At 60.1% G+C, this 26,725-nt stretch carries 21 protein-coding genes; 13 read left to right on the top strand and 8 right to left on the bottom strand.

Translation table 11 applies throughout. From position 1 onward, the window contains the following. The first annotated feature begins 42 nt into the window (after window positions 1-42). The 6 genes from PHV01_RS06145 to acs all read left to right on the top strand — a co-directional run bounded on the left by PHV01_RS06145 (window position 43) and on the right by acs (window position 5,941). Window positions 43-579 carry a hypothetical protein gene (locus PHV01_RS06145; RefSeq protein ID WP_337290273.1) on the top strand — a complete coding sequence of 179 codons (537 nt, stop codon included), beginning with the start codon at window positions 43-45 and terminating at the stop codon, window positions 577-579. A 42-nt stretch (window positions 580-621) separates the two neighbouring features. Beyond that, window positions 622-846, top strand: coding sequence for an acetyltransferase (locus PHV01_RS06140; RefSeq protein ID WP_337290272.1), 225 nt, complete (start codon window positions 622-624; stop codon window positions 844-846). A gap of 169 nt (window positions 847-1,015) precedes the next feature. Then, window positions 1,016-2,029 carry a class II fructose-bisphosphatase gene (glpX, locus tag PHV01_RS06135; RefSeq protein WP_337290271.1) on the top strand — a complete coding sequence of 338 codons (1,014 nt, stop codon included), beginning with the start codon at window positions 1,016-1,018 and terminating at the stop codon, window positions 2,027-2,029. 45 nt (window positions 2,030-2,074) lie between these two features. Next, complete coding sequence (gene fba, locus PHV01_RS06130) at window positions 2,075-3,139, top strand: class II fructose-bisphosphate aldolase (protein ID WP_337290270.1); 1,065 nt, start codon at window positions 2,075-2,077, stop codon at window positions 3,137-3,139. A 29-nt stretch (window positions 3,140-3,168) separates the two neighbouring features. After that, window positions 3,169-3,846 (top strand): ribulose-phosphate 3-epimerase, encoded by a 678-nt coding sequence (gene rpe, locus PHV01_RS06125; protein ID WP_337290269.1) that lies wholly within the window; start codon window positions 3,169-3,171, stop codon window positions 3,844-3,846. Window positions 3,847-3,991: 145 nt separating this feature from the next. Next, window positions 3,992-5,941, top strand: a complete 1,950-nt coding sequence (acs, locus tag PHV01_RS06120) for an acetate--CoA ligase (protein WP_337290268.1) — start codon at window positions 3,992-3,994, stop codon at window positions 5,939-5,941. A 29-nt stretch (window positions 5,942-5,970) separates the two neighbouring features. On the opposite strand, the gene PHV01_RS06115 is transcribed toward acs, so the two are convergent. The 3 genes from PHV01_RS06115 to PHV01_RS06105 form a co-directional block, all read right to left on the bottom strand. Further along, window positions 5,971-6,645: a DUF1318 domain-containing protein gene (locus PHV01_RS06115; protein ID WP_337290267.1), complete on the bottom strand. Its 675-nt coding sequence runs from the start codon at window positions 6,643-6,645 to the stop codon at window positions 5,971-5,973. A gap of 40 nt (window positions 6,646-6,685) precedes the next feature. Next, window positions 6,686-9,355, bottom strand: a complete 2,670-nt coding sequence (locus tag PHV01_RS06110; RefSeq protein ID WP_337290266.1) for a hypothetical protein — start codon at window positions 9,353-9,355, stop codon at window positions 6,686-6,688. Window positions 9,356-9,853: 498 nt separating this feature from the next. Next, window positions 9,854-10,981: a glycosyltransferase gene (locus PHV01_RS06105; RefSeq protein ID WP_337290265.1), complete on the bottom strand. Its 1,128-nt coding sequence runs from the start codon at window positions 10,979-10,981 to the stop codon at window positions 9,854-9,856. A gap of 161 nt (window positions 10,982-11,142) precedes the next feature. Between PHV01_RS06105 and PHV01_RS06100 the strand changes: the two genes are divergently transcribed. Both PHV01_RS06100 and PHV01_RS06095 read left to right on the top strand, forming a co-directional pair. Further along, entirely contained in the window at window positions 11,143-12,945 is a 1,803-nt protein-coding gene (locus PHV01_RS06100) for a tetratricopeptide repeat protein (protein ID WP_337290264.1), read from the top strand. Next, window positions 12,942-13,880: a glycosyltransferase family 2 protein gene (locus tag PHV01_RS06095; RefSeq protein WP_337290263.1), complete on the top strand. Its 939-nt coding sequence runs from the start codon at window positions 12,942-12,944 to the stop codon at window positions 13,878-13,880. The genes PHV01_RS06100 and PHV01_RS06095 overlap by 4 nt, the downstream gene beginning before the upstream one ends. Before the next feature lie 202 nt (window positions 13,881-14,082). Here PHV01_RS06095 and PHV01_RS06090 read toward each other — a convergent pair whose 3' ends face one another. The 3 genes from PHV01_RS06090 to PHV01_RS06080 all read right to left on the bottom strand — a co-directional run bounded on the left by PHV01_RS06090 (window position 14,083) and on the right by PHV01_RS06080 (window position 18,558). Then, on the bottom strand, window positions 14,083-14,814 hold the full coding sequence (locus PHV01_RS06090; protein WP_337290262.1) for a dolichyl-phosphate beta-glucosyltransferase: 732 nt from the start codon (window positions 14,812-14,814) through the stop codon (window positions 14,083-14,085). Between the two features lie 65 nt (window positions 14,815-14,879). Then, entirely contained in the window at window positions 14,880-16,829 is a 1,950-nt protein-coding gene (locus PHV01_RS06085) for a tetratricopeptide repeat protein (RefSeq protein WP_337290261.1), read from the bottom strand. Window positions 16,830-17,034: 205 nt separating this feature from the next. Continuing rightward, window positions 17,035-18,558, bottom strand: coding sequence for a sialidase family protein (locus tag PHV01_RS06080; protein ID WP_337290260.1), 1,524 nt, complete (start codon window positions 18,556-18,558; stop codon window positions 17,035-17,037). Between the two features lie 124 nt (window positions 18,559-18,682). Here PHV01_RS06080 and PHV01_RS06075 point away from each other — a divergent pair, with 124 nt between their 5' ends. The 3 genes from PHV01_RS06075 to PHV01_RS06065 all read left to right on the top strand — a co-directional run bounded on the left by PHV01_RS06075 (window position 18,683) and on the right by PHV01_RS06065 (window position 21,998). Beyond that, window positions 18,683-19,855, top strand: coding sequence for a hypothetical protein (locus PHV01_RS06075; RefSeq protein ID WP_337290259.1), 1,173 nt, complete (start codon window positions 18,683-18,685; stop codon window positions 19,853-19,855). Then, the gene (locus PHV01_RS06070; protein ID WP_337290258.1) at window positions 19,852-20,343 is read left to right on the top strand and encodes a hypothetical protein; all 492 of its coding nucleotides are present in this window, start codon (window positions 19,852-19,854) and stop codon (window positions 20,341-20,343) included. Before PHV01_RS06075 ends, PHV01_RS06070 begins: the two co-directional genes overlap by 4 nt. 302 nt (window positions 20,344-20,645) lie before the next feature. After that, window positions 20,646-21,998 carry a hypothetical protein gene (locus PHV01_RS06065; protein WP_337290257.1) on the top strand — a complete coding sequence of 451 codons (1,353 nt, stop codon included), beginning with the start codon at window positions 20,646-20,648 and terminating at the stop codon, window positions 21,996-21,998. Window positions 21,999-22,069: 71 nt separating this feature from the next. Here PHV01_RS06065 and PHV01_RS06060 read toward each other — a convergent pair whose 3' ends face one another. Beyond that, a complete protein-coding gene (locus tag PHV01_RS06060) occupies window positions 22,070-22,648 on the bottom strand; it encodes a hypothetical protein (protein ID WP_337290256.1) in 579 nt (192 codons plus the stop codon). A 150-nt stretch (window positions 22,649-22,798) separates the two neighbouring features. On the opposite strand from PHV01_RS06060, the gene PHV01_RS06055 reads away from it, so the two are divergent. Together PHV01_RS06055 and PHV01_RS06050 are read left to right on the top strand one after the other, a co-directional pair. After that, window positions 22,799-24,523, top strand: a complete 1,725-nt coding sequence (locus PHV01_RS06055; RefSeq protein WP_337290255.1) for a glycosyltransferase family 39 protein — start codon at window positions 22,799-22,801, stop codon at window positions 24,521-24,523. Between the two features lie 20 nt (window positions 24,524-24,543). Beyond that, a complete protein-coding gene (locus PHV01_RS06050) occupies window positions 24,544-25,317 on the top strand; it encodes a class I SAM-dependent methyltransferase (RefSeq protein WP_337290254.1) in 774 nt (257 codons plus the stop codon). 48 nt (window positions 25,318-25,365) lie between these two features. Here PHV01_RS06050 and PHV01_RS06045 read toward each other — a convergent pair whose 3' ends face one another. Next, on the bottom strand, window positions 25,366-26,661 hold the full coding sequence (locus tag PHV01_RS06045; RefSeq protein ID WP_337290253.1) for an SCP2 sterol-binding domain-containing protein: 1,296 nt from the start codon (window positions 26,659-26,661) through the stop codon (window positions 25,366-25,368). Between the last annotated feature and the right edge of the window lie 64 nt (window positions 26,662-26,725).

Here is a 26,725-nt window from a genome sequence, read left to right as displayed (position 1 = left end):
CAGCGTGGCGCTGGTCCTGTCAGGAAGATAGGAGGTTGATGCATGTCCGAGACGGAAGCGGAAACGACCTACGTTGACAATATATTCGGAAGAGTGACAGACCAACGGGTCATCTACCATCCGAATAGAGGGTGGTTGACAGAAGGGGACGAGGAGGATGCGCCCCTCAGCCATATCGCGTCGGTCGAATTCGTCACATCCCGCAGCCTCAGCAATGGGATCCTTCTTATTGTCATTGGGGTACTCACGATGATAGTTCTTATCGGCGTGATCTTTATCCTGTTTGGCTACTGCCTCCTCAAGGGTACCCCAACTATTATTGTGAACACCACCGATGGGAAGCGAGAGATCATGAAAAGCTGGCCGTGGCATCGCGAAAAGGCCTATGAATTCGCGAAGGCTCTTCAAGGCCGGATTGGGCCTGATCAGGAGGTCCGCCTTCAGTATGTCAGTTCGGTTTCGGTTGGGACCCACTCGCTCAGCGGACCTGTCCTTTTTGTGATCGTCACATCGGCGTTCGTTATTGTCTTCTGTGCCATCGTCTGGCTGGTCATGCTGCTTGGTCTGTCTCCCTTTTAGTCACTACAACAGATGGTACTCATGGTGTAAGGAGGAACTGAAATGTTTCTGAAAGATAAACAGGCCGGTCACCTGGTAGAGATCCTTGACCTTTCTGCGCTGTTTGATCCACTTCAGTCAGTTGTGATAGGCCGAATCCATGCCGGCGAGGAGATGCAAGATCCCGCCTCCTTTAACAAAGCCGATCTGATTTTTCCCTCCGGCGAGTGCCTGCCACGCTACTGGGTAGATGTGCACTACAGAGACGCTGCTGTCACCGGCAAATAGCCAGTGCTTCCGCTCCGGTTGAAGGGGTTCGAGAAAGAGTTGACATTGCCGAGCGTGTATGGAATATTTCCGCTACAGTCACACGCCTTCTCAGGTCTCTCGACCTCTGATGGCGTTGTTGTTTTCGTCTCGCCTTTGGTGAATTCTCACATCTTTTGAAGGGATGCCTATGAGCAGCGTATTGGTGATGAATGGATGCTTGGGGCGCGATCTTGCGCTTGAGTTGGTCCGCGTGACCGAGGCTGCCGCGTTGGCTGCCGGCCGATGGATGGGGCGCGGGCAAAAGGATGCGGGCGACGAAGCGGCTGTCCACGCCATGCGTGCGATGCTCAGGACGGTCGATATCGACGGTGTGGTCGTCATCGGCGAAGGGGAAAAAGACGAGGCGCCCATGCTCTTCAACGGTGAGACAGTTGGGACGGGTCGGGGACCCGCCGTGGACATCGCGGTGGACCCGGTGGAGGGGACCAGTCTGCTGGCCCATGGCCGGCCCGATTCGATCGCTGTGATCGGCGTGGCGCCCCGTGGCGCGATGTGGTCGCCCGGTCCCGGCTTTTATATGAATAAGCTGGTGGTCGGACGCGAGGCGCGGGAGGCCCTCTCGCCTTTGAGCCTTGCCTCGCCGGTGACCGAGACGCTGGCGGCTATCGGTAAGGCGAAGCATAAGCCCGTAGCAGACCTTACGGTATTCGTACTTGATAAGCCCAGACACGTTGAGCTGATCGGCGCGCTTCGGGCCGCCGGCGCGCGCGTACTGACGCGCACCGACGGCGACGTAGCCGGCGCGCTGATGGCCGCCACGCCAGGCTCCGGGGTGGATGTGCTGATGGGGATCGGCGGGACGCCGGAAGGCGTCATCGCAGCCTGCGCGGTTCGCGCGCTGGGTGGGGCGATGTTGGGGCAGCTCGCTCCTCAGAAACCCGGCGAGCGCGAGGCGTTGCTGGCCGCCGGTCTCGACCTCGACCGGGTTCTGACCGAGCGCGATCTGGTATCCAGCGATGACGTGTTCTTCGCGGCCACGGGTATTACCGACGGTTTGTTGATGCAAGGTGTGCGATATACGGACGGCGGCGCGACGACTCACTCGATGGTGATGCGCGGCAAGAGCCGAACGAGACGCACCATTCAGGCAGAACACTGCCGGGATGACGTCAAGACGGTCAGATTGTGTCACGAGATTTAGGACAGGCATAGGACATACAGACATATAGAGAGACAGGAGGAAGGCATGGCACTTGTTTCGATGCGACAGCTACTCGATCACGCCGCCGAGCATGGGTACGGTGTTCCTGCTTTTAACGTGAATAATATGGAACAGATCCAGGCCATCATGGAGGCGGCCCATGAGACGGACAGCCCTGTGATCATGCAGGCCTCTGCCGGCGCCCGTAAGTACGCCGGCGAACCGTTCCTGCGCCATCTGTTTCTGGCCGCGGCGGAGATGTACCCCGACATCCCGGTGGTGGTCCACCAGGATCACGGCGCATCCCCTGGGGTGTGTATCGCGTCGATCCGCTCCGGGTTTAGCAGTGTGATGATGGACGGCTCGCTCTTGGCCGACGGCAAGACCCCGTCGTCGTATGAGTACAATGTTGCCACAACGGCGCATGTTGCCGAGGTGGCCCACTCGATCGGCGTGTCGGTGGAAGGAGAACTCGGTTGTCTGGGTTCCCTCGAAACCGGCACCGGGGAAAAGGAAGACAGTCACGGCGCCGAGGGGACGCTTTCGCGGGATCAACTCCTGACCGACCCAGAGCAGGCCGCCCGGTTCGTGAAGGCGACCAAGGTGGATGCCCTCGCCATTGCCATCGGCACCAGTCACGGCGCCTATAAATTCTCCCAGAAGCCCAAAGGCGATGTCCTCGTGATGGAGCGAGTCAAGGAGATCCATGCGCGCATTCCGGATACCCACCTGGTCATGCACGGCTCCTCCAGCGTTCCACAGGAGTGGCTGAAGATCATCAGGGAGTTTGGTGGCGATATGCCGCAGACCTACGGGGTGCCGATCGAAGAGATTCAGCTTGGGATCAAGCATGGGGTGCGGAAGGTGAACATCGACACCGATCTGCGCCTGGCAGCAACCGGCGCCATCCGGCAGGATTTGGCCCAAAACAAAAAGAACTTTGATCCGCGCAAGTTTTTGACGGCGGCTACGAAGGCCATGCGGCAGATCTGTAAACAGCGCTATGAGCAGTTGGGGAGCGCCGGTAACGCGAGCAAGATCCGTGCGATCTCCCTGGACGATATGGCCCGCCGCTACGCCAAGGGCGAACTCGATCCGCGCATTAACTAGTCCGGCCTCCGGTCGCCGGGTTAATCGCCATGACCACCTATAAGCTTGCGCCGTCAATTCTGTCCGCCGACTTTGCCAGATTGGGTGAAGAGGTGCGCGCCGTGGATGCGGCCGGCGCCGATTATATCCACGTCGATGTGATGGATAATCACTTCGTGCCCAATCTTACCATTGGGCCGGCCGTGGTCGCCGCCATCCGGCCCCACACGGCAAAGCCGCTGGATGTCCACCTGATGATCGAGCCGGTGGACGCCATCATTCCAGACTTTGCCAAGAGCGGGGCCGACATCATCACGGTCCATCCGGAGGCGACCCGGCATCTGGATCGGACTATCCAGCTCATCAAGAGCCTTGGGTGCCGGGCAGGTGTCTCCCTCAATCCGGCGAGCCCCATCGCCTGGCTGGACTATGTGCTGGAGCAAGTGGATCTGGTGCTGGTGATGAGCGTGAACCCCGGCTTCGGCGGTCAGAGTTTCATTAACTATGTGCTGCCGAAGATCACCGCCCTGCGACGCCGAATCGACGCAATCGGGAAGGCGATCGACCTAGAGGTGGACGGCGGCGTGAAGGTAGAGAACGTGCGCCGTGTTGCGGATGCTGGGGCCGATACCTTTGTGGCCGGCTCCGCTATCTTCGGAACCCCTGACTACGCAGCCACCATCGCCCAGTTTCGGACTGCCCTTACCGGCGCGTGCGGTAGTCGCTGAACCATTCAGATCCTGCAAGGCGTGGAGTGGCAGTCCCCAGTCAGCTCCAATCGTCTGCGTCTGGTCCGTAGCCTCATTTGTCAGTGTCCACTCATCAGTGTTTCGCTATCGGCAGGATAGCGTTCATGAACGAAGGGAGGATTCTGTGACCCGGAGAACGAGCCGGACTGATACTCCTGTCAGCGCCCCTTTGAAGGAGCGGCGAAAGTTCAGACCGCCGACGGCGTTCGTCAAGCGCGCGATCGTCAAGAAGCCTGCCGTCTATCAGGAAGCGTCAAAGGATCCGGTTCGGTTCTGGGAGCGCCAGGCCAAGACCCTTGACTGGTTCAAACCCTGGAGGCGGGTGCTGCAGTGGAAGGCCCCGCACGCTAAGTGGTTTGCGGGCGGTAAGCTGAACGTCGCCTATAACTGTCTCGACCGTCATGTGAACGGCCCCCTGCGCACCAAGGCCGCCCTCATCTGGGAGGGAGAGCCCGGCGATACTCGGACCCTCACCTATTGGGATCTCTATCGTGAGGTCAACCGCTTCGCGGCGGCCCTCAAGCGACACGGCGTCAAGAAAGGGGATCGGGTCACCATCTATATGCCGATGATCCCGGAGGTCGCCATCGCCATGCTGGCGTGCGCGCGCATCGGCGCGCCTCACAGCGTGATCTTCGGCGGATTCTCACCGGAGGCGGTCCGTGACCGGATCCTCGACGCCGACTCGGCCCTCGTGATTACGGCCGACGGCGGCTATCGTCGTGGCGCGGTGGTGCCGCTCAAGAAGAACACCGACGAAGCGCTTCGGGCGTGCCCCGGCGTCAAGACGGTGATTGTGGTAAAGCGGACCGGGCAGGCCATAGAGATGCAGCCGGGCCGGGACGTCTGGTGGACCGATTTCATCAAGGACGCCCCGGCCAAATGCGCCCCCGAGATCATGGATGCCGAAGATATGCTCTTTCTCCTCTATACCTCCGGTTCGACCGGCAAGCCGAAGGGGATCATCCACACGACGGGCGGCTACCTGACCGGAGTGGTTGCCACGCACAAGTGGGTCTTCGATATTCAGAACAACGATGTCTACTGGTGCACCGCCGATGTGGGCTGGGTCACGGGTCATTCATACGTCGTCTATGGGCCGCTGGCCAACGGGGCCACCACCGTCATGTACGAGGGCACCCCGGACTACCCGGATAAGGATCGCTTCTGGCGTCTCATCGAGAAGCACGGGATTACGATCTGCTACACGGCGCCGACGGCCATCCGCACCTTTATGAAGTGGGGCGAGGAGTACCCGAGGCGCTGCGATCTCTCCAGCCTCCGCCTGCTCGGCAGCGTCGGCGAGCCGATCAATCCCGAGGCGTGGGTCTGGTACTGGAAGGTGATCGGCGGCGGCCGCTGCCCGGTGGTGGACACCTGGTGGCAGACTGAGACCGGCCACATCCTGATCACGCCGCTCCCGGGGATGACCACGCTCAAGCCCGGCTCGGCTGCCAAGCCCTTCCCGGGAATCGACGCGGAGGTCGTCGATGAGAACGGCAGACCAGCCACGACCGGATACCTCGTACTACGTCAGCCCTGGCCCGGTATGCTCCGCGGGATCTGGGGCGACCCTGACCGCTACGTCAAGCAGTACTGGTCGAATTATAAAGGTATCTACTTCACCGGTGACGGAGCCAGTCGGGACAAGGATGGCGATTTCTGGCTGCTGGGTCGCGTCGATGACGTGATGAACGTGTCGGGACATCGTGTCTCGACGGTGGAGGTGGAATCGGCCCTCGTGGATCACCCGTGCGTGGCTGAAGCAGCCGTCATCGGTCGCACCCACGAGATCAAGGGGCAGGCTGTCGCCGCCTTTGTAACCATCCGGGACGGCACTAAACCCACCCCAGAGCTTCAGGCGGAGATCAAGGCGCATGTCGTCAAGAAGATCGGCGCCTTCGCCAGGCCGGACGACCTGATCTTTACGGCCGAGCTGCCCAAAACCCGCAGCGGCAAGATCATGCGCCGCCTGCTGCGTGATATTGCCGAAGGCCGGGCGCTGGGCGATACCACCACGCTGGCAGACGCCAATGTGGTGGCCGAGTTGAAAGCCAAGTACGAAGACCAGTAGCGGCCAATACCAAATAATTGGGTCGAGCGTTACTTGTGCGTCCAGGTTCCGTTCGGAAGCTGTACCCACCAGCCCGGGTGAGCCGCGTCGCGGCGGATCGACGCAAAGGTGTCGGCGGCATCCGTCCTCACCCTCGCCAGATTCGCAGGGGTTCCTTCTTGCTGGGTCAGCTTGAGGATCGCCTTGGCCATTCCGTTGATGACGACCTCGCGGTCCCTGTTTTCCTCCTGCAGCAGCGCGGCTTCCGCCTCGCCCACCTGGGGGGGATTCGCGCGTAAGATCGCCTTCCCATCTTTCGCCTCACCCACCAATCCCTGATCTCGAAGCTGATTCAGCCGGGCGAGTCGCTGCCCGATCCCCCTATACGCGGCGATTACCTCAGGATAGCCCTTAATCTCCTGCGCAATCCGCCGCGAGAGATCGTCCTGGGCCATGGCTTCGGTCACCAACGTCATTCGCCATGCACGGATGACGGCCAGCAGGGTTTGCCGCTCTTGCCGCAGGCCGGACGTTGGCGGCTCTACCGGCGCTGCATTCTTTTCCTTCTTCGGAGCCGGCTGAAGCAGCTCCTCTTCCAGCGACTTGTAGGCCGACTTGACATCCTTTTCCGGAAAATAGACGTTGACCGTAATGACCGCGCACGCGGCGAAGCTGAATAGAGCGCTCAGGGTGAGCATCGTAAGCTGTTTTCGGTACCGGCGCATCCACGTCCTCCTTCTGTCTACGGTCCTCAATGACTGTAGCTTAGTGGTTCGGCTTGGCCGAGGCTCTGATCCGCTCGGCTGCTTCGCCGATGCTCTCGAGCAGGTGAGCTAACCCGATCCTGTTAAAGACAGGCGAGACTCGAACATCCAGATCCTTATACCCCAGGATCGTGTGGGAAATTTCAAGTTCGTGAAAGATCAGATCGCTCGCTTTCAAGGCCACCTCCAGCACGCCGCGATTATAGCGGCGAGCTACTCCAAACAGGCTGAAATAGCGGATCTGCTGTCCCGCCAACTGTTCGATTAGGGTGCGGCTGATCCTTCGCTTCTCTTGCGGGGAGTCTACAGCCCAGAATCGCGCGCTGCCTTGTGCCTGGTCGAGGGCAAAGTGCGGAACCTCGAGGTCGGCCATCCCGTTGATCCGACCGTTAATATACCCTGTGATCGGCGGAAAGGCATCACAAATTGCGCGCAGGCTGAGTCCCTCCGTGAGCAAGGCCAGAGCGATCCCCCCGCCCAGCGGCTCGACCGTTCCCCAGCCGCTCCACCGCCCGCCCGAGGCGTCAAAAACAAACCGCTGTACGGCGATCTGGTTTCCGGACGAGGCGAGGGCGACCTCGATATTGCGAAGCTCGATCGGGTCGTAGCGGAGTGAGCCGATAGTCAGCGAGAATGGCGTCCGGTCCGCCACGTTCGATAACCTCTCCAGTGCCGCGCGATACTCACGTTTGGTGAGCTGGGACCAGCGTGCTCTCTGCTGGGCCGCGACCTGGTGCAGGGGTACAGTCGGACCCTGATCGATCCGTCCGCGCAGCGGGATTACGCCGCTTGCGCTGTCCAGACGGAAGCTGCTCGATTCTATACCGACGTTTCGCAGGGAAAGCGCTGCGTGATATTCCTGGTCGATGAGCTCGAGGTTTGCCTGAAGTTGACCGGTGAGGCGAGTTGCATCAGGCCGACCTCCCGTCATGGCGGTCAGTGGGGAGCGGAGCGCGGCGACCTCTGTCCAGGGGACGGTCACGTGAAACCGGGTCGCGCTGCGGTCGTTATGGCCGAGCGGCAGACTGCCTGCGAGGGTGAGCGTCAGTCCTCCGTCGATCCGAAGGGTCGTCTCTTTGATCGTCAGCAGGCCCCTGTCGAGGGTGAAAGCGACTTCGCCGCGGATACCCGTGAGCAGAGGCACCGGCTCAGCCGCTTGCCGTGCCAGGCTAAGCGAGAGGCCTCGAAGCGTCATCGCGCCGCCGGCAGCAGGAGGTTGCGATCCGCCGAATGTAGCGTCTGCGAAGAGGTCGGCATCGAGCGTAACTCCTTGTCGCGCTGCCGGCTTTTCGGTGGGGGTGAACAACGACTGCGGGCGGAGGCCGCGTACCGAAAGCGCCACGCGCGTCTCTTGCAGGGGCGTAGACCTCGAAAACGAGGCGTGGCCACGGACATTCCCATCACCAACGGCAACATGAAACTCCGAGATTCGAACCTGGTCAGGGTCTATTTCAAACCTGGCCCTGAGTGCGCGCAGTTGCCGACCAGTGAGGTTGACCTGTCCAATGGCGAGTGTGCCTTGAAGATCACGCCCCGATATCCCAATCCCTTGCACGGCGATCTGAGCGGTTTGCAGTGTTGTCGCACCATCCATGGTGGCAGCGTGCAGTTGTATCGATCGGCTCATCATCTCCGCCTTCCATGGGCGGTCTCCGTCCGGCAACGAGAGGTTGAGACGTCCACTGAGCCCCGTGACCCCGAATCGCGGCTTAGCGACCTCCAGTCCACCGTCTCTGAGCGTGGCCGTGACCTCTCCGACAGGCAGCTCCAGCCAGTGGCCCTGCAGCGTAGTCGGCTCGCCCTCTATCGTGCCCGTCAGGTCTGCAAGCCCGGAGAAGGAGAGCCGATGTGCCAATACCGTGAGACCTGCCCGCCACTGCGCGACGGTTAGCATATAGGCGGGCGGCCAGTTGGCATATCGAATGGCCGCTGACCCGCGAGCCATCGCCCCATCCGCCTCGAACGACCATTCGGGAATAGTCACGGCGCGACCCAACTGATCAAGGCGAAACCGCAGTGCGCCCCGCAGCATGGTCTCCTGGACCTGCGCCAGGATCTGCCCCTCGAGCGTATTCTTCAAGGCGCCGCTGACCTGAACCGATCGTCCACCGACGGCGGCCCGCGCCTGCATCTCAAACAGTAAAGGGGCCGGCTTCGGCTCGAGCGTCACATTTAGATCGGTGACTCGATGGCCGCCGATCTGAAGCGTTCCGGCGGTTACAGAGGCTCGGGGGAGTTGCAATGTTGTGGGCCGGGTGGTGGGCCGCAGATGCTGCTGTACCTCCTGAGCCAACGCCACTAGATTCCACCGGCCATCGTCGAGCTGCCTGAGCAGCAGTTCCGGGCTCTCGATCCGGACCTCGGTCGGCATGACCTGGTGCGTGAGGATCAGCGCCGGAATGTTCAGCGTGGTGGCGAGACGCTTCACCTGCAGCGCCACACCTCGGCCATCCGGGTCAAACAGTGTGAGATGGTCAATCACGAGGTCTGCGGTCAGGTTCTGGCGGAGGCGGATGTTGGCCTGCCCGACGGCGCAGCGAATCCCATACGGCGCGCAGGCGAACTGCTGGAGGAGGGTGGGTAGGAGGAACGTGAGCAGAAGCACGCCAACGACGGCAGCGGTCGTCAGCCCCAGCAGCAGAACGATCAGTGCCGATTTAAGCGTTTTCAATCGTAAAACTCTCCAGTTAAAAGGGACACATGTAACCTCAGCACAACCATACGCAAGAAGGGCGAGAGATGGCAAGCAAATCTATCATCAACACGGCAGTTATGTCCTCTTGCCAAGCCTGCCACCGGTGTCCCTGATTGTGCTGGGGCAGGGGGGACTATGTTTGTTCCGTTTCCCATCTGTTTCCCAAGAAGTCTCTTGACAAGTGCGAAAATGGGCCTAGTATAAGTTCAATAGGTGGTAAATCACCTATTATTGGCGAGTAGCAAGAGATTTCATGGTGTGATGTGAGAGGATAGTCCCGTGGGCCCTGTATCAGTGTGATGGTAGTGTCTCACCATGACTGTTCGTGCTGAGACACTATACTAGGATTCCCTGGCGCGAGTGAAAACCCACTCTGGCCGCCAGTAGTCGCAGGGAAGCCATCAGGCAGAGGATCGCACGGCTGGATATCGGGCGTGGGAAACGGGACGTTCCCTTGGAGTGGACTCGCGCGCTTCAGTATGAGGTGTGGCTGGTCGCCGCGGCTTCCAGCGCGATAGCCAGTTCCCCCCAGGAAAAGTGTTGCTGTTTCAGGATATGCCGGCGAAATATGCTCCCCACGTCTTCCTTGTAGAAGCGGATGATCGCCTCTGCCAGGGCGGTTGAATTGCGCGGTTCGACGAGAATGCCGGTTTCCCCGTCACGGATAGCCTCCGGCAGCCCGCCCACACGAGTGGCCAGCACCGGCCGCTCAAAGGCATAGGCGATCGGGACGATGGCGCTTTGGGTAGCCGATTCGTAGGGGAGCACGACCAAGTCGGCTGCGGAAAAGTAGAGGCCGACTTCGTTGTCTGGAACGAAGCGATCGACGACCCGGACGCGCGACGCGAGGCCTAAGTTGCCGATGAGTTCCAGACAGTGGTCTTTCCCCTCGTAGAACTCTCCGACCACGAGTAGGGTACAGTCTAAGCTCTGGAGGATGCGAGGCATCGCCTGGAGCAGCCCAGGAAGTCCTTTGTAACGGCGAATCAGACCGAAGAAGAGGAGGGTGTTTCCGGAGAGGCCAAGACGGCTTTTCGCCTCCTCTTTGTCGATCGGTTCGCCGAACCCTTTCCCTGGAGGTTGGGGGACCAGAAGGGTTTGGCCTTGCAGGGTCAGCGACTCCAGGTCTCGTCGGTCGTTTTCAGAATGGACCAGCCACGCATCGCCTGGGGCCAGCGCGAATCTGGTCAGTCCGCGCGCCCCGGGAAACGGTTCGTGCGGAAAGACATTGTGACAGATGAAGGCCACGGCGGTGCGAGACCTCCTTTTGGCGAACCGTCCGATCATTCCGATGCACGGTGCGAAGAATGGGTTCCACCAGTGGATCACAGTGAGGTTGGGAGTCAGTTCGGCGATCCGGCGTCCGACCCGGCTCCAGGTGAAGGGGTTCATCGAGTCGAGGAGGGCTTCGGATGTCAGTCCTTCTGGTGGAGCGCCTTGGTCCAACTGTGTCCGGCCCGGGAACAACAGCGCCGGGTACTGGCGCGAGAACGAGATGAGGGTGGTATCATGGCGCGTGGCGAACTCCAAGGCCAGTTGAGAATTATAGTGGGCTATCCCCCCCCTCAACGGGTATGCCGGACCAATCAGACAGATTCGCATCGGCTCACCGGAATGACCCCCCTTTGTGGTTGGGACTCTACACGGGGGACGAGTAAAAATCAACCCCTGCGGAAGAGCGGACACGCTTTCCCAGTCCATCCCAGGAGCGAGGGGTCGCACAAGGTCGAGAGGTCCGTCTCGATGGCGACCCCGTCCGTGAGATGAAAAAGAGAAGAGCTGAAGCGCGATCAACCGTGACGGCAACGCGATGGTCGCCTTCACGCCTGTGGCCTGTCCTTGTCGTTGCAGCGATCACCTGGCTCGTGTACGCCAACTCGCTCCACAACGAGTTTCTGTTCGATGACCTAGAAACGATTGTTGCTGAGCAGACCGCTGGAGGGTCAGGGCACTTCGGTCAGCTCTCCAGCTTGCTGAAGGGCGGGGCGGCATACCGCCCCATTCGGAGCGCCTCGTATGCCTTCGACTACGCCCTCTCCGGCCGCGACCCGTGGGGCTATCATCTGAGCAATATTGCCTATCATACCCTCTCAGCCGTTGTTGTGTTCCTGATTGCCCAGAGCCTGTTCAAGCGACTGACCCCGGCCCTCTTTACGGCGATCCTCTTTGCTATTCATCCCATTCAGACAGAGTCGGTGACATACCTATCCGGCAGGCGGGATGTGCTGGCCGGCTTTTTTGTTCTACTGGGGTTGTATCTGTTCCTCCGGTACCGACAGACCGGCCGGGCAGGATACCTCGCCTCCGTACTGCTCGTGTACCCGCTGGCGTTCTTTTCAAAAGAGAGCGGCATCATCCTGCCGCTACTCTGTTTCGGCTATGACCTGATCAGCCGGATTCAGGCCAAGGAATCGACCCCCGGTATTCCGACCCTTCAGGAGATCGGGACCTGCGCCTGGTCCGCTGTTCGTGAAGCCCGCCTATTCTACATGCCATTGGTTGTTCTAGGAGGAGGGCTGGCCTTCTACGTCCTTTTCTTCGTTCGCGGGACTTGGGTGCGGACTTATTATGGTGGGAGCCTCTGGTTCACCGGACTCACCATGGCCAGGGTCTTCCTCCATTACATCAAGCTGTTGATCTTCCCGCTCACGCTTAATGTCGACTACTCTGCGTTCCCTGTCACTACCTCCTGGACGGACGCAGAAGCACTAGCGGCTGTCCTGATCCTTGCGGCGCTCGGATATGGCGTGCTGAGATGCCTGAGGACCAAACCAATAGTCGCCATCGGTGGCGTGTGGTTTTTTGCCGCGCTGCTCCCGGTCTCACAGATCATCCCCCATCATGATATGATGGCCGAGCACTTCCTCTATACTCCATCGGTTGGATTTTTCCTGATGATTGCGGGGCTCTTAGACCCGCTGGTGGATCACCCAAAGGCCGCCCCGGCGCTCTATGTGGCTGGTGCTGTGGTTCTTCTCCTCTTGTCTCTCCGTACGGTCTGGCGGAACACTGATTGGAGGGATGACCTGACCCTCTGGAGCCAGACGGTACAGGTCGCACCACAGACGGCGAGGGCCAGGAATAATCTGGGGTCGGCGTACCTCCGTCGCGGGGAGATTGCGCGAGCTGAAGAGGAGATAGAAACAGCGGTGCGTCTCCAGCCCGATTTCGCGACCGCTCACGGCAACCTCGGCAAGATCGCTTTTGACCGGGATGACCTGGAGCGGGCAGAGCGGGAACTCCAGACGGCCGTTCGGCTGAACGCAGGCGAGATGATTCCACATCTGTGGCTTGGGACGGTCTTAGTGCGAATGGGGCGGGTACCCGAGGCGGAACAACAGTTTCGGGCGGCGCTGGCTAAAGCCCCGTATGATGCCTATGCGCACAACAATCTGGGCGTCCTATTTGCCAAGGATGGTCGGATGGCGGAGGCAGAGGCGGCATTCCGGGCGGCGCTTGCCCGGATACCCGACCTCAGCGAGGCCCAGCAGAACTTAGCGCGATTACAGCGTCTCCGGGGGAGCGGCGGGCTGACGGTTGAACCGGTAAGGGGAGCAGTGCCATGACGGCAGGCCATCCGGAACTCTCCGTGGTGATCCCACTGTACAACGAGGCCGAAAGCCTACCCGAACTGCACGCTGCGCTGGCAGCGGCCCTACTGCCGTTTGCCGACCGGTGCGAGATGATCTATGTGGACGACGGTAGCACCGACGGCTCGTTCGAGGCGTTGAAATGCCTGCAAGAGGGGGACAAGCGGCTCAAGGCCATTCGACTTCGGAGTAACCAGGGGAAAGCCGTGGCACTGACGGCTGGATTCCGGGAGGCCAGGGGCGAAGTGATCATCACCTTGGATGCCGATCTGCAAGACGATCCCAAGGAGATCCCCCGGTTCCTGCAAAAGTTGGAGGAGGGGTACGATCTGGTCTCTGGCTGGAAGGCGACGCGCCGCGATCCCTGGTCTCGGCGGTTCCTGTCGGCCATCTTCAATCGGGTCACCTGCCGGCTGACCGGGGTCAAGCTCCACGACCTCAACTGCGGGTTCAAGGTCTATCGACGCGTGGTGATTCAGGAAATGAGACTCTACGGGGAGCTTCACCGGTTTATCCCGGTACTGGCCAGTTGGCGTGGGTTCAGGATCGGTGAGATCGAGGTCGCGCACCACCCGAGAAAGTATGGCCGGTCGAAGTACGGGGCTGAGCGAATCCCGCGGGGCTTCTTCGACCTGCTGACGGTCCTGATACTCACCCGTTATACGACTCGCCCGCTTCACTTCTTCGGCTTGCTAGGTGTTGTCGTGGGGTTGATTGGCTTTGGCATCGTCGCCTACCTGTCGGTCGGCTGGCTGTTTGGTCAATGGATCGGGTCCCGTCCGCTCTTTATACTGGGTACCCTCATGGTCATTGGCGGGATTCAACTTGTCTCCTTTGGTCTCCTGGCAGAAATGATCGTCTACGGGTCAAACCGCGAAAGCGATCCCCCGATCGATGTCATCCTGAAATAAGCGTCTACGGTCTCGCCATTGCGAGTCAGAAGCAAAGCAACCCTTGCATCCTTCAGTGTAGCTTCGCGAATCCATCTTGTGCTACCGTCCGTGGTCCCACCACAGGCTCACAATCCCGATCCGTTGCCGACCTATCTGCCATTAGGCAGTATACTCCGTGGTCGTCTCTCGATCTCTGCCGGGGGCAATAGCCGGCGCTCAACTAGCCGTGTGCTATTCCGCGCCAGGCGGGGATGACTCGCTCGTGAAACCACAGACTGATGACGTCGCGAGCCATGGTCAGCGAATCACTCCACGGCCGAATCCGACTCTCTGGGTCGGCGACCCAAGAGACTGGGACCTCGACGATTCGGTGGCCGGCCCGCTGCGCACGCCAAAGGAGTTCGACATCAAAGGCAAATCCGGTGATGGATTGCTGGGCAAAGAGGTCCAGAGCAACTGGTCGTGTAAATGCCTTCAGGCCGCACTGGGTATCGGCAATCTTGCGAATGAGCAGGAACCGCACAAACCGGTTGAAGACGACTGCCATGAGGCGACGGAACAGTTCACGCTTCACGTGCTTCGCCGGACCACCAGAGATCCGGGAACTGATGGCGATATCGAATCCCTTATCCAGATAGGTGAGAAGTTCGTTGAGCTCTTCAATCGGTGCGGAAAGATCGGCATCGCAGAAGGCAATCCTGTTTTCCTTTGCAGAAAGCACACCCGCTCTTACCGCGGCACCTTTCCCGGTGTTCACCGCATTCCGTAGCAGCTGAATCCAAGGATGCGCCTGCGCTATCGATTCGACGATGCGACTCGTCGCGTCCTGGCTCCCATCGTCAACCACGATTACCTCGAGGTGATCGGTTCGCCCATAGAAGTGTACCGCAATCTTGTGAAGCGAGGCGCCGATGCGGTTCGCCTCATTGTAAGCCGGGATAATTATCGACAACGATAGATCTTCGAGCGATTGGGCAGCGCTCATCAATGAATACTCTGCTCTATGGCGGAAGGCGTTCAGTGCGATTGCCGGGGGCAAAGCGCTTCCGCATTGGCGACACGGCCTTGGCGCAAGTAAAGCCGGCAAAGGTTGTCTCTGGCTTCGACGAAATTCGGGGTAATCCGGAGGGCGGCCTGAAACTCCTCCAGCGCCGGTTCGATCTGGCCCATTTGTATGTACAGCACACCCAGGTTGTTGCGGGCGAACGCGTTGTCAGGCTTCAGCTTAACCGAGGTCTGGAAGTGGGCGAGGGCCTCGTCCGTTCGGCCACCCTGAAGCGCTATGCGGCCCAGTGCCAGGTGCGCGTCTGCCAGACGTGGCGTAATCTCCAGGGCTGTCCACACCTCTCGCTCTGCCTCCGCCAGCCGTCCTTGGTTGAGGTAGACCAATCCCAGGTTCAGGTGGGCCTCGTCGAAGTTGGGCCATAGCTGCACTGCGCGCTTCAGCTCTGCTTCGGCCTCGGTCCACCTGTCTTGGAGCTGATAGAGTCGTCCGAGCTCCAGATGGCCGTAATCGGAGAGTGGGTTCAGCTCCATGGCCATTTTCAGCTCCCGCTCCGCCTCGGCCCACTGCTTCCGCATGGCGAGCAGGGCCCCCATTCCCGCGTGGGCCTTGGGCTCGCTCGGATGAATGCCAAGCGCTGTTCGGAATTCCCGCTCCGCCTGGTCGAGTCGGCCTCGCCTGCGGAGGATTTCGCCGAGGGCGACATGGGCTAGAGCTGATTGGGGGGACGTCTGGACGGTCTTACTCGAGAGCGTGAAATCGTCCCGCCAGTCGCGGTTTCGGACGACTGTCCGGGCGGACAGGATCAACAGCACGGCGGCAGTACAGGTGTAGAGAAGCTGACGAGCGCGCCCATGTTCGTGTAGCCTGTCAACCAGGACGCCTGCCATCAGGAATAAGCCGAACGAAGGCAGGTAGAGATGGCGGTCCGCCATCAGGATATGATGGGGCACGAGCTGGGAGACAGGCAGGAGGGTGATGAAGAACCAGAGACCGCCGAAAGTGGCCACTCGGGAGACCCTGGCGAGCCGGATCAACCCGTACAGGATGGTCGCTACAGCCACGACCGTTATCAGACCGACAGGGTCGAAGATGGTGCTCGATACGGGAAATGCATTGTAGGAGTAATCGGCGCTGAGCGTAGCAGGGAAGAGGACGAGCATCATGTGGTGCAGGTGAATTCGGGCCGAGGTAAGGAGAGTCGGCCCCAGCCCCCCTCCCCAGAACTCCTTCTTGCCGCTGGCGGCGCTGTAGGCGACCACGTAATAGGCAAAGATCCCCGCGAGGAAGAAGCACATGAGGTAGAGAGGCCGGAACCGGTACCAACTGGCACGGAGGCTCTGCCGCCAGTCTCTCAGGGTCGGGCCTTGCCGATGGTCTTCGAACGTCAATCCCATGATGCTATCAAAGACCAGCAGGGTCAGCGGCAAGGTGACCCCTGCCTCCTTGGAGAGAAGGGACAGCACGAATGCGGAGACGAGACCAATCAGGTAATGCCGGCTGGGCTGTTCCCGGTAGCGGAGAAAGCTGTAAAAGCCCGCCAGATAAAAGATGCTGTAGAGTTCGTCATTTCTGCCGGTCACATAGGCGACGGCTTCCGTTTGAGATGGATGGACGGCAAAGAGGAGGCCCACGAAGAGGGCCGGGAGCAACTTTCCGAGCAGGCGGGTGGCAATGAGAAAGGCGAGCGTGGAGGCCACGATGTGAAAGAGGATATTGGTGGCGTGGTATCCCCATGGTTCGAGGCCGAACAGCCAGTAGTCGATAGTATGGGCGATCTCGATCGTCACGCGGTAGCCATACGTCGCGATTACCTCGTGTGTCGACGCAACAGGGGGAATGAAAAAGGACGGGATATTCTTGAGATCCCGGATCCGCGGGTCTCGTAAGATCATGGGGTAGTCATCGCCAACGAAGCCGTTGCCGAGCGCATTGGCGTAGATGGCAGCGGCAGCGGCAGCCACCACCCACCACCCCGCGGCCAGCCAACTCTTATGCCTGTCCGGCCTCTTAATCTTAAGATGCTCGCTTTCAGACAAGGAGCCGATTGGGGAGAGGGGAGGTCGGCGTTCTGTCCTGCGGTGGCCCTCCCACTGTGGCGGTCGCGACTTGCTTGTCACGCCCTTCGGCATAGCAATCTGTCAGGTGGGGAGCTCATTGATGATTCCATCATGGGCGCGATGGCGGTCCTCCGTCCTGGACCGCTGCCTGGCGAAGGTGGAGCTCCGAGGGGTCGGTCAGCCACTGCTCCTTCGGTAGCCAGCTCTTGCCATGGTCTGTGGAACGGGTCATGAAGAAGTCTTCCTTGCCAAAAGGATCTCCACGCCACACGACGTACGGGTGTCCAGTCCGATCGCTCAAAAGCTGGATCAGGCGCGGATGCGAGGCGCGCTCGGGGAGGGTATCCAACCGGAGAGGCCGGGGAAGCCAGGTGACACCGAAATCGTCGGACCGGTTGGTATACACACCCCACCCCTTCCGCTCCTCTTGTTGCCACACTGTAACGACATGGCCCTTCACGTCGGTGACGATGACTGGGGACAGAGCGTTGACGCCCCGCTTGCGCTCATCAAGGCGTAGTTCCGGACCCCAGGTTTCACCGAAGTCTGTCGAGCGGCGAAAGGCGATCATGGTGTCTTGGTCGTGCTCTGACACCCAGACCGCGTAGAGATTCCCTCGGCCATCGAAGGCCAACTGGTGATGTCGGGCCATCGCCTCCCGCGGTGGGGTCGTGTTCAGACGGACCTTCGGATGCCACGTCACGCCGGCATCGTCGGAGCGAATAAAGTAGAGGTCGTAGATGCCGGTAGAATCGTACTCCTGCCAGAGCAGGTAGACGTGCCCGTCGCTCTCCGCGAACAGAGAAGGATGAACCGGCCACGGCGGACTATGGTGCGGCGTACTATACACCGTCTCAGCGGACGGCAGCCACGTGGCTCCAAAGTCGGCCGACCGATTCAGCTTGATCGAGTGGGTAAAGTGAGGAGGGCTGTGGTCCACTTCATGCCAGACTGCGTAGACGTGGCCTCTGCCGTCTGACGTGAGACCGGGTGTATAGAGGCGGGCCGTCGAGGGGGAAGAGGCAGTGAGCCGGACCGGTTCCGCCTGCCATGTGGCGCCGGAATCGATCGACCCGACAAACCAGAACCCCTTTTTGCCTTGCTCTTCGTCCTGCCAGAGAAGGGAGAGATGGCCTGTGGGATCGACATCCATCAGGGGCGCGAACGGTTGGCCGGGAATCGCCAACTGGGTCGGCTGGCCAGGCCACGTCCGGCCCCCATCGAGCGATCGAGTGAAAAAGATGTGTTTGATCCCCTGGCGCTTCCATCGCCAGACAAGGTAGATGCCCCCTTTTTCATCAGTCTGGATGATCGGAAGACTCACCGAGACGTCTTGATCGGTGGTGCTGAAGAGCTGGACAGGGGACTTGTCCCAGGTTACTCCAAGATCGGTCGAGCGAGCGAACAGGGCTTGAAGAAGCTTGGTGTCCCTGTCGATCGTGTGAAAGACCAGGTACAGCTCGCCTTTGGGACCGAGGGCGGCCATGAGGCTTGGAAACTCCGGTCCTTCCCTGGGAGCTTGCAGTTTCTCGGCCACCGGGCGTGTGGGCGGAACGCGCGGCTGGCTCACGCATCCGGAGGTAAAGGCAATGCACATCGCAAGGATGAAGAGAACGCGCGTTGTCTGCGTCATCGTATGGTTCCCTCCTGTGATTCTCTTTTCTAACGGGATCCGGTGAAATCCTGTTGACAGGGTATAGCGACTATGGTGTTATAAACGACATTCCGGCAAACGTCAAGGGGGGGTAAACATAGAGATGGCCTGTCCGTGTTGTCGAGGCGGGGGTTTCAGCAGGCGGGGGTTTCTGCGGGCGATTGCAGGAGGCGCAGGACTGGCTGCGAGCGGCGCGTTGTCGCTCGAGGGCGTGGGATCGCTGCTTTCCGCTGCGGAGGCTGCGGCGCCCTCAGAAACCAAGCGGATCCTCGATGGAATCATCCTCGAGTTCGCCGCCAACAAAGAGAACCCATGGGTGCTCTTTCACGGGGTCCGCGCCAAAGGCGAGCGGTTTTCCGTTCAAGGCATCGCAGGATTCGAGTACCTGTGCAGCCGGTATCTGCAGGAGAAGTCAGTGAACGGAAAGGTCTACCTCACGATGCCGGTCGAGGTCGAGGGCCACACGAACGCCTTCCTGAGCGAGGCGGCCTTGGATGTGGGGATCACGGCCAACCATCCGTTCCGGTGGCATGATCGTCAGCGCACGGTCGGCGATCTCGTGGCCGGCGCCAAGGCGTTGTTCGCGTTTAATCCCGCCTCGTTCGACCGGAACGACCTGGCCTGGAGCCTGATCGTATTTGCCAATACCACCCCTCCGAAACAGGACACCTGGGTAAACGCCTATGGGAAGACCGTCCGTTTTGCTGATGTGGTGGAGTTCGGTATGGTTACCCTGGAGGACGCATCGAAACAACTGATGGCAGCCAAGCAGAAGGGGACCATGCCGGCCTCGAAGGATTGGATTCATAACTTCACCTGTGGCGGCACCCATCTGATCTACGGTCTCATGACCTGCCTGAGGTCCGGCTATCGACAGAATCGTTTTGCCGACCGGATGAAGGACCAGTATGACCTGCTGATCTGGCGTTTGAAGGCGGACAGCTTCCTCATGGATCGTTTCTTCCAGGAGGCCATGAAGCAGTCTCCCCCGGATCTGGTGCAGGTCCACCGCTCGAGTGCCATGCTGAAATTCCTGGGACATGCGTCCGAGGTGATCCAGTACGCTCGCCTGTATCAGCTCTTTCGTCCGACCGCTGCCCAAGAGCGAGCGATCCGGGACGGGGAAGAGGCGCTCGCAGCGGTGATTCAGGGGATCGGACGGGTAGGGGTGGGGAAGATGGCCGCCGGGAACAAAGAGCTGCTGAACCTCTTTGTTGGCGATGCCTGCCATGCCTACCACGGCCTGTGGATGAGGAAAGGGGTCAACCAAGCATGAGGCAGAGATCTCGCCCGTCATGGCGCCGACGGGGGACAGTCATCCTCTGGTGCGCCCTGGCGGCCTTGGCAGTGTCGGCCTGTGCGGGCCAAGTCCTGAAGCAGGCCGTCCAGGATCCGGATGAGCGATTAATGGAGCGCGTCCGACAGTATTGGGATGCGCGGGTCAGGGATGACATCGTGGAGCAGTATAGGTTCGAGGAGCCCTGGATGCGGGAACGTGTGTCGCTGACAGCCTATGCCAGGGGCAAGGGGGCCACAAAGATTCTTGAGTACGAGATCAAAGGGGTCGAGGTCAAATCCCCGGATGCCGTGGCCAAGCTGCATCTCAAGTATAAGATCATGTTCTCGAAATTGGCTCACCTGTCGCTCCAAGAGGTGGATGTCGAGCAGCGCTGGGTGTGGATGGATGGTGAATGGTATCTGCAATATCGCGCTGCGGTTGGACCACCAAAAACCCCCGGGGGAGCCGACCTCAATCAGGAGTAGAGAATTTGCTTGACATGGGTCCATGAGCAGGATATATAACAGGGCCAAGTTCGTGGGTTACCTCTCCGTCTGGCTATGGGCCATAGTAGTGAACAGCGGGGGTGACATCCTAAGGGGTTGAAAGACGTTGGACGTGAATGGGGGGAATTTTTAGGGGGTAGGAAGGAGGTGTGGCGCAAAGACGAAGAGCGCTGTAAGAAGTTTCACCGATCGTTTCACAGACCACGGTTCAGGTCGAGATTGACATGACTGCGTATCACAATATGGGTGATCTCGACCACTTCAAGGAGGGATTCACGCAGATGAAACTTCTACGCAATAGTTTAGTGGGGCTTCTCGCGACCGCCCTCGTGGCGACCGCGGCGCCCAGTGCAGTGTTCGCCAATACGGAGTTAGTCCCCGGCTCTCGGCTGCTGTTCCCGTACGTTGATATCACCACGGGGCGTCAGACCTTCCTGCTCCTTACAAACGCCAGCAACTCGATTACCTCGCCCACACACCTCACCTTCTACGGGCAGAACTGTCAGCGGAACGACCAGACCGTTATCTTGACGCCTCAGGATATCGCGGCAGTGTCCGTCAATGCGGCCCTCGGTAGTGCCGCGGCGCTCCCGGCCACTCCTGCCCCCAGCGGCTCCAAGCAGACCTCCTCTGACGGGATCGGCTGGGTGGATGTGGATGTGCGCGATTCCGCCAACCTGCGAAACTCACCGAGCTATCAGCTCAATGCCCTGATGGGCGAGGCGGTGATCATCGATACGGTGAAGGACTTTGCCTTCGCCTATCCGGCCGCAGCCGCCCAGGGATCGGCCCAAGGCACATTTACCACGACTTCTGTGGTCATTAGCGGGAATACCCGCACGATTTCCACCAGCCAAATCTTGACCCGTGCAACGGCTGGGGATTTCGCCAGCGCCTGGACCGGGCTGTATGAGACGTACCCCTCCCAGGCCCTCTTCCCGGCGTTCTTTGCGGAGGATCTGTGCACGGCTTCCAGCCCGACGCTGACCGCCTATATCTCCATCGCTGGGCCGGCCGACGGCTTCAGGAAGGAAGCGCCAGGCTCGGAGTTGAATGCCTCGACTGGCGCCGTCACGACGCTGGTCAACACCGCAGGGGATGTCTTCGATGGCGAGGAGCACACCACCTCAGTGTCTGCCTTTGCCCATCTGTTGAATGGTCGCCTCTGCACGGTCTACCCGACGGTGAAGGCCAGGACTCAGTACGCCGCCTCTGGTGGCGCAAGCTACGCGACGCTTGACTCGACACTCGGTGCGGTCAATGCCGTCGGTTGGTTCAATCTCGACAACACGCAAGCGGTGCCGAATGGTCCCGCCGTTGGAAGCTCAACCTTGCCGAACAACCCGGACTTTGTCATCGGCAACGGCTTCGACACCTCTTCTGGTCGTCAGCGCGGTATGGTCGGGGTCTTGTTCGAGATCCAGGCAAGTGATCTGGTTGCCGGGACAGCCGTGAAGACAGGTGACGCGCTGCGCAACTGGAACGACCCACGCCAGGTCTCTGTGCTGAACTGGCCGTGCTTTGGCCTGGGTAATACCAGTTCCCAGCTTACCAATTCCCAGTCTACTAAGAGCTGTAACAGCAACAGCATGACTGGTAACTGGCTCGATAACAACAGCCACGCGAATCGCTAACTGATCGCGAGCTAGGCTGTTTCATCGCGTTCGTCACATGGCCGGGGGCGTTGCCCCCGGCCATGTTGTTTTTACTTTAGGCCTTCGACCCAGATGTTGGATTCGTACAGGTTCTGCGCGAGGGCTTCCCCGGCGCGGACCTCAATCGGGACCGCCCAGTACAGGACGGAGACCCGCGAGGTGACCTCGGCGACCAGGAGCCAGCGGCCCTCCGGCACATCAGTGAAGTCATAGCGGGCCTCCTTCGGATCGGTGGTGGTTACCCGGATCATAGCGCCGAGTCCACGTTGCTTGACCTCGCGGACGTAGTCGTCCAGGATGGCAAAGCGCTGTTGAACGACCTGTGGGGCGAGAGGAGCGAGGCGATCGGTCGCGTATGCCTCGTGCGCCTGGGTGATGGCCGCCTCGAGGTCAGGGGAGAGTGGAATGAGGGAGACCAGGCCGTTTTTGAAGCGCGTTGCCACATCCGGGCCGGAGAAGAAGTGGTAGCCGTGGATGGCGCCGACGCGGCCGGCGGCCTGCCGCTCCTGAAGTCTGGTGAGCGTGTCGGTGAGGGAATCCTGGGAACCTGTTTGCGGGGAGGTGGCGCATGCCACGCTCAGCGCGGCGAGGGCAAGCAGTGCAATCCATTGCGTTGCGTGTCGTATCATGGTAGATCTCCTCTCTGGGTAGGGTGTACGGTGTTGGACATCCGTGCAGTGCATGGTAGAGGTCGGAAGCAGTGAGTATACTGGCAATAGTTCATCGTCGTCAATGCCGCTGTCTACGAGGCGAGGCGGCTACTTTCGCCGGTTGACCTCGTGGATCGCAAGGTTCACAGAAACGGTATAGCGCCTCCGCAGAAGCCGACCGGCGGTTCCGCCTGGGCGGCGAGCCGCTGGCTCCTGCCACCGTGGCTTGCGGCCGCTGTGACGCTGAGCGCCTTCGGTCTTTATCTCCTCTTTCTCAGTTACAGCTACATGATCGATTACGACTTCTATGTCTGGGTAGAAGGCGCCAAGACATTGCGACAGGAGGGGATCGGGGCAGTAGGCAAGGTCTATAAAGAGCCGCTCCTGTCACTGCTGTTGAACCTGGTCGCGCCGATCTTCGGAGGCAATTACGAAGGGGCCGGAAAGGCGATCTCGCTCCTCTCCGGAAGCATCGCGATCGGCCTCGTATTCTTACTCGCCTATGAGTTGTTCGGTAGCCGTCTGCTCGCGCTGCTGGCGGCCCTACTCGTCGCTGTCCATCCCCAAATTATATATTACAGCACTCACCCGTTCTCCGAGGCCCTGTATCTCTGCCTCATCATGCTGGCCATGCTGTGCTTCTGGAGGGCGCACCAAGGCGGGAGTCTGCCTGTCGCGGTAGCTTCTGGCGTGGTCCTTGGCCTGGCATTTCTGACGAGGATCCCGGGGATCGCCACCGTGCTCACGCTGCTCCTGCTCAGCTTTGCCACGCTGGCGGCAGGGCGTTTCCAGTCCCGTCCCGCGATGGCCAGATGTGCCGCAGTGACGCTGGGGTTTTTGCTGCTCGCCGGCCCGTACTGGATTTCGATTCACTCCCACACGGGGCAGTGGCGGCTCTCCAACAAGGTCGATCCAAACGTGCTGATTCGGGAGGCCTACAGCGCATACGATCCGGCGCAGAAGGTGGAGAACTACGAACGCCTGCTGTACGGTGCGGATAGGGCCGCTGTGCCCGAGGAGTCGGGGCTGTTCACGTCGTTCCTGCGCCATCCGCTCCCGATGCTCACGGCGTATCGCCATCAGCTTTTCCTCGGCCTGCAGTTGGCCCATTTCGTCTTCCCGCTGGCGTTGGTTGTCCTCGGGCTGATTGTGCTGATGTGCCTGGCGTGGGGCGGGGATGAGGCCAGGAAGCGGGGGATTGTCTACCTCTCGATGCTTGCGCCATTCTTTGCCTACCCCCTCGGCCATGTCGAGCTCAGGTATATGGCGCCACTGATCCCGGTTTTCGTGCTCCTCGCGTTGGAGGGGACGAGGTGGGCCGGCTCTTACCTGCCCAAGTTGCTTCGGCAGGAGAGAACCGAGGCTATGGTGAAGCGGGCGGGCCTGGCCCTCTCTGTCACGGCCGCCGTCGTCATCCTGGCCTGGTCCGGTCGGGAACTTGCCGCGTATCTTCAGCGCACCCCTTGGAGCGAACCGATCGAGCTGCAACAGGCTGGCCTCTGGTTGAAGACCCACACCGCGCCTGATGCCGTCATCATGGCTCGCAAGCCGATGCCAGCGTTTTACGCCGAGCGGTCTTGGGTCCCGCTCCCGTACACTGATTACGAGGGGTTGCTCCGGAGCTTGCGAGAGCAGCGGGTCTCATTTTTGGTGATGGACGAGATCTTTGCCGGCCGTCTCCGGCCCCAGCTCCGTTTCCTCTTGTACGAGCCTGACAGGATCAGGGCGCTCACAGAGCTAGTCCCTGTGCATGTGCTGAGCGAGCAGCAGGGCCGCGCAGTCATCATCTACCAGGTGATCCAGGAGCGACTGCCGTCTTCCCCGTCTGATGACGGGACCTTCCCTCCTCGGTGAGATGGTTCGGGAGTGTGGCCATGACCATGAATCATCGTTCATTATGTGGTTTTAATCGAATCCTTCGGTTGTTTCGGGACGATCTGTCAAGGCCGGAATATCTGGCCAAGAGTGCGGTTCTGCAAGCCCTCGTGGACCGAGTCATACAGTTGGGTCTGCCGGTCAGGCTAGATTTCGCCCGCGAGTGGGAAAACGCTCACGTCCTGCTGGAACTGGACCGCCTGAGAACCTCGATGCCCGTCAGGACGATCCTGGACTTCGGGGGAGGTAATAGCCCAATCTGTTACTACTTGGCGGGAGAAGGCCACAGCGTCTCAATCCTAGACATTGACCAGCGGATGATAGAGCTGATCAACAGCAATAGCCGTGTCCTGGGATGGGATTCGCGACTGAGGGGCGTCCACTACAGCGGTAAGGAGTGGCCATTTGGCGACGCGCGGTTTGACTGCGTCATTTCAATTTCGGTCTTCGAGGGGATCTTGCGGAAGCATCGGCCACTCTTCTGGTCGGAGATGCGCAGGGTCATGAGGCCAGGCGCCTCCCTCCTCATGACGTTTGATTACGGCGAAGGCGGCCGGATGGTCGGCGATCCTCCCATCTCAATCGAAGAGATAGATGAGCAGATTATTCGGCCATCCGGTATGGAGCTTGTCGGGGAAGGGTTCTCTGAGCCCGTGTTTGATTCCGACAATGGTCCCCCGGTCAAGGCTATTGTCAAGACTGTGGATGGATTCGACTATCGCATTGCGGCGTATTCATTCGCCGCCATTCACCTTCGTAAGCCAACTCGCTGAGCTGATTGAAGGGCGATACGATCGAGGCCAGGCGTGAGGGCGGGTGGGCTACTCTCCCCACAGCGTGGCCATCTGCATGGCCACGCTGATGTTGCCCCGTATGGCGAGTCTGCCCTGGTAAAAGAGCTCAGCCGGCTCCGCCTTTCCCGTGAAAAGGCCGACGAAATCCTGTGAGCTGACCTCTACCACGCAGTCAGGTGTGTCGCATTCACCAGGGATTACGTGTCCGTTCCGGTCGGTCAGGTCCAGGAACCATTTTCCCCCGTTCTCCCCCGAGATAATCAACTGGCAAATTCCGAGGTGCGCCATCGCAAGTTCGGGGTGAGCCGCAAGGCGCTGTGGGAGCGTGCGCTCAAAAATGTCTCGAAGGGTTTCCGCGAGAAGACCCTCTTGAGGTGAGGGGGGTGAGGGCACCGGGGGGTTATCCTTCCCCCAGGTTGACCATCGTTCGGAGTTCGGCAAGATTTGAAATGGCACATCCTTAGGCACGCGGGATGCGATGTCTGCGCCTTCGTAAAAGCTCCCGATGAATGGCCCGGATAAAAGATGGCGCTGCCGCTCGGTGACCCTTTGCTTCAACTCCGCAGAATATTCGACACCGTGCCAGGTGGCAAAATGGTAAGGGCTATAGGCAAAGTAGAGGGTCCGTCGAGTACGGTCAGACCGTAACTCCTTGGCCCCGTGCCAGAGATCTTCCGTGAATATCAGGAGATCGCCGGCCTCAGCGTACACCTCCTTGTACCCTGGGATCTGTTCCCATGGAACCTTTACGGTAGGTGCGGACCCGTCAGCCTTGAGGTAGGCCTGAGCCATGGCCACATCATGTGCGGGTGTGGGCCAGTCCGGATGAATGATAGAGTACGGGAAGGGGATGCCCAGCTTGTGTGTGCCTTCGAAGACGACGAGCGGCCCGTCCTCCGGTCCGCAATCCGTCAGATTGATGATGGCCTTGACATGGAAGGACTTCGGACCCGATGGCGTCATGCGGTATTGGGCAATGGGAGTTGCGTGGAGGGGAAGACCGATCCCCCGCCTTCGCGAGATGCTGTATGCTTCGGTGAGGCGGATTGGCCCTGGCACGAGGGCTTCGACCCGACTGAGAATCTGGGGATGATCGATGAGTTGAATGAAGAGATTGCCGCATTCAACAATGTTCATAATGCGGTACTCGTTGACGACCGGGGTCCAGTGGGGGATGCACTGTGGTGGAAGTTGTTCCTTTTCGACGTGTTCGAGCTCACAGAGCTGGTCGTGGAGTGCGCGTATCACGTCCGGCTCGAACGCGTGCTTGACCAGAACGTAGCCCTTGAGATCGAAGTGATACACTTCCTCGACAGTCAGCATCGAATACGCTCCTCTTTCTGCTGCCGGCCTTGATCGATCGAATTATTCATGCGTAGTCGAACGA

This window comes from Candidatus Methylomirabilis sp. (genome assembly GCF_028716865.1).
Taxonomy (GTDB): domain Bacteria; phylum Methylomirabilota; class Methylomirabilia; order Methylomirabilales; family Methylomirabilaceae; genus Methylomirabilis.
The sequence above is the reverse complement of the archived record's forward strand: the minus strand, read 5'-3'. Positions and strand labels throughout refer to the sequence as shown.